The organism is Massilia niastensis DSM 21313 (assembly GCF_000382345.1).
Lineage (GTDB): Bacteria > Pseudomonadota > Gammaproteobacteria > Burkholderiales > Burkholderiaceae_D > Telluria > Telluria niastensis.
Window position 1 is genome coordinate 1 of the sequence record NZ_KB908197.1, and the last position, 3352, is coordinate 3352.

The window sequence follows — 3352 nt, forward strand, 5'->3', positions numbered from 1 at the left end:
CCTTGCTGCGTTGTGCGAATCGTTTTGTTCGTCAGCAGCAGAGGAACGAGAGTATGCGGTGTTCAGCGTTTTTCGTCAAGTCCCTTTTTGCTTCGCCGCAGATTTCTCTACGGACCTTGCCAGCGCAACCAATTGATTTTGCTGACGTTTTCGGTCGTTACCGAAGCGGAGGCGAATCATAGCAAACCGTTCGGGGTTAACGCAAGAGCTCAACAACAATGTTGTTTCGCCGCCGCAGATTCAAGGATCTGTATATATCCGAGTAACTAACGGACGGCCTGAATCATGCGTGCGACGTAGCGAATCAGACTATCCTCCGCTGCCCCGCCACGCGCTCGGGAACCAGGGGAAAACGCAAGGTGAACGTGGTAAGCCTGCCGGGCTGGCTATCGGCCGCGACGCTGCCGGCGTGCAGGTTCATGATCGCGCGCACGATTGCCAGGCCCAGTCCGGTGGAATAGCCACAGGCGAAACGGGTCTCGTCGCCCCGGTAATAGCGGTCGAAGATGCGCTCCAGCCGATCGGACGGAATGCCCGCGCCGGTATTGCTGATGGTGATCACGGTCTCGGACTCCGCTCCCGGAGGGGCGGCGGAGGCAACCGCCAGGCTGACCCGACCTCCCTCCGGCGTGTGGGCGATGGCGTTCGACATCAGGTTGCTGACCGCGCGCTGGAACAGGATCGGCTCGGCATATACCTGACTGCCGCCAGGTTCCGCGGGCGCCAGTTCCAGGACCACCCCCGCCTCTTCCGCCAGGATCTCGAAGTAGTCGCGGATACGCTGGAGCTCCGCATGCGCATCCAGCATCTCTCGATCCAGCCGCACCTGGGCGTTATCGGCGCGGGCAAGGAACAGCGTGTTCTCGATCATGCGGGACAGCCTGTCGTACTCTTCGAGATTGGACGCCAGCAGCGCCTGGTATTCCTCGACGTTGCGCGGGCGCGAGAGCGCGACCTGGGTCTCGACCATCAGGTTGTTTATCGGGGTGCGCATGTCGTGCGCCAGGTCGGCGGCAAAGCCGGACAGGCGCTGTACGCCCTCCTCCAGACGGTCGAGCATGGCGTTCAGGGCGACACCCGCCTCGCGCAGTTCGGCCGGGACGGCGTCGACCGACAGCCGGGTCTTCAGGCGATGCGCACTGATGTCGTTGGCCTTGGAGATGACGTCGTGGAGCGGGCGCAAGCCCCGCCGTACGATCACGAAACCCAACACGGTGGCCAACCCGGCGCCCACGGCCACCGCGATCACCAGAGTGCCGGCATAGCGGTGCAGCAGTTCGGCGTCGTCGTGCTGGAGCAGCTGCGCGGCCAGGGCCTGGTACAGGTAGGCGCCCACGCCCACGAAGACCATCACGGCGATGGCCGAGAACAGCAGTGCGAGACGCAGCGCGATCGGGAGAGGTTTGCGCCGCTTCACTCGCGCAGCTCCACCACATAGCCCATCCCGCGCACCGTGTGCACCAGCTTGACCGGCCACGGGTCGTCGATCTTCGCGCGCAGGCGCCGGATGGCGACATCGACCACATTGGTATCGGAGTCGAAGTTCATGTCCCAGACCTGGGAGGCGATCAGGGAGCGCGACAGCACTTCGCCGGGCCGCTTGGCCAGCAGGTGCAGCAGCGCGAATTCCTTCGGGGTGAGCTCGAGCCGCTGGCCGGCGCGCGTCACGCGGTGACGCAGCACGTCGATTTCCAGGTCCGCCAGGCGGATGAATTCAGCCTCGCGCACGGGGCCGCGGCGCAGCAGGGTGCGGATCCGGGCCAGCAGTTCGGCGAACGCGAAGGGCTTGACCAGGTAGTCGTCGGCGCCGAGCTCCAGTCCGCGCACGCGGTCAGGCACGTCGTCGCGCGCGGTGAGGAACAGCACCGGCGTGTCCTTGCGCTCGCGTAGCCTGCGCAGCACGGTCCAGCCGTCCATCTGCGGCAGCATCACGTCGAGCACGACCAGTTCGTACTCCGTTTCGAGCGCCAGGTGCAGGCCGTCCGCACCGTTGCGCGCCAGGTCGACTGCGAATCCCGACTCCTGCAGTCCCTTGAGCAGGTAGTCGCCGGTCTTCGGCTCATCCTCCACGATCAATATGCGCATGCGCCACCTCCTCGCCGCCATTGTGCTGGGTTTTGCACTGCCTGCGGATTACATCATTGTAATGATGGCGTCATCTTCCGGTCAGGACGCGGGGACTAAGCTCATTCCATGCAGCCGTAGTGCTGCCTACCCAACTGAAAGGAATGATGATGAAAGCGACCGCCCTGCTCCTGTCCCTTGCCCTCTCTGCCAGTGCCTATGCGGGCGACGGCGTTGCGCCGGCGCCGTCCGATTACGGCACCCGTGCCGATGCCGGCGCACCCGGCCGTCATATCGTCGTCAAGCCCGGCGCCCGCGGTATCCATGTCCATGACGGCGAGACCGTGCATTTCGAAGTCAACGGCAAGCAGTTCGACTGGAATTTCAATACCCGCACCCGCGAAGCCGTGCTCGACCTGTCGACGATCGCTCCCGATGACGTGCAGGTGGAAGGCGTGCGCATCTTCGTCATGCGCGATCCGACCTACTTCCCGGGCTGAGCACGCACGGGCAGTCCTTGCGCTGCCCGCATATGTCGCGCGTCGCCTGTTTCTCAGACTTATGGCTAGTGGACAGGGACGGCAAACATCGCTTGCAATTAGCTAGTGCGCGACCTATATTGGGAGCATGAAACCGAACACTCCCTCGATGGCTGAAGCCACACCCGAGCTCGACGACCAGTTGTGCTTCGCGCTGTATTCCACTTCGCTGGCCATGATGCGCGTCTACCGTGGCCTGCTGCCCAAGCTTGGGCTGACCTATCCCCAATACCTGGTCATGATGGTGCTGTGGCAACAGGACCAGCAAACGGTCTCGGATATCGGCGAGCGCCTGTTCCTGGATTCCGCCACCCTGACGCCGCTGCTCAAGCGCATGGAAAACCAGGGCCTGGTGCAGCGTGCGCGGGCGCGCAGCGACGAGCGTCAGGTGATCATCAGCCTGACCGACCAGGGCAAGGCGCTCAGGAAGGATGCCGCCTCCGTGATGCCTGCCGTTCAGTGCGCGACCCAGTGTTCTCTGGAAGAGGTGACGGCCTTGCGTGGGCAGCTGGTGAATCTGCGCAAGAACCTGAACGATAGCGCTGGATGAGGATTTGAAGGATGAAGGCAGCGCCCGGAGAGATCTCCAGAATGGCGATGCCCTGAAATAGAAAGCCCGCTAGTGATGTTTAGCGGGCTTTTTCTTTTCTATTTAGAAAGCAAAAAACCCCACCAGGATCACCTGGTGGGGTTTTTCTTATAACTAGCCTGACGATAACCTACTTTCACACTGGTTGCAGCACTATCAT

4 protein-coding genes are annotated in these 3352 nt (G+C 62.6%); 2 read left to right on the plus strand and 2 right to left on the minus strand.

What is annotated here, in order from left to right:
• Window positions 1-304 precede the first annotated feature (304 nt).
• Together H162_RS0129540 and H162_RS0129545 are read right to left on the minus strand one after the other, a co-directional pair.
• Window positions 305-1417, minus strand: a complete 1113-nt coding sequence (locus H162_RS0129540) for a heavy metal sensor histidine kinase (protein WP_020657071.1) — start codon at window positions 1415-1417, stop codon at window positions 305-307.
• Window positions 1414-2085 (minus strand): heavy metal response regulator transcription factor, encoded by a 672-nt coding sequence (locus H162_RS0129545; protein ID WP_020657072.1) that lies wholly within the window; start codon window positions 2083-2085, stop codon window positions 1414-1416. Before H162_RS0129545 ends, H162_RS0129540 begins: the two co-directional genes overlap by 4 nt.
• A 149-nt stretch (window positions 2086-2234) precedes the next feature.
• Here H162_RS0129545 and H162_RS0129550 point away from each other — a divergent pair, with 149 nt between their 5' ends.
• Window positions 2235-2564, plus strand: coding sequence for a CzcE family metal-binding protein (locus H162_RS0129550; RefSeq protein WP_169444606.1), 330 nt, complete (start codon window positions 2235-2237; stop codon window positions 2562-2564).
• A 127-nt stretch (window positions 2565-2691) separates the two neighbouring features.
• A complete protein-coding gene (locus tag H162_RS0129555) occupies window positions 2692-3153 on the plus strand; it encodes a MarR family winged helix-turn-helix transcriptional regulator (RefSeq protein WP_040788604.1) in 462 nt (153 codons plus the stop codon).
• The last annotated feature ends 199 nt before the right edge of the window (window positions 3154-3352 follow it).

Bases quoted from the DNA above. Each gene is read 5' to 3' on its own strand.
- H162_RS0129555 (WP_040788604.1), top strand. From the start codon at position 2,692: ATGAAACCGAACACTCCCTCGATGGCTGAAGCCACACCCGAGCTCGAC.
- H162_RS0129545 (WP_020657072.1), bottom strand. From the start codon at position 2,085: ATGCGCATATTGATCGTGGAGGATGAGCCGAAGACCGGCGACTACCTG.
- H162_RS0129550 (WP_169444606.1), top strand. From the start codon at position 2,235: ATGAAAGCGACCGCCCTGCTCCTGTCCCTTGCCCTCTCTGCCAGTGCC.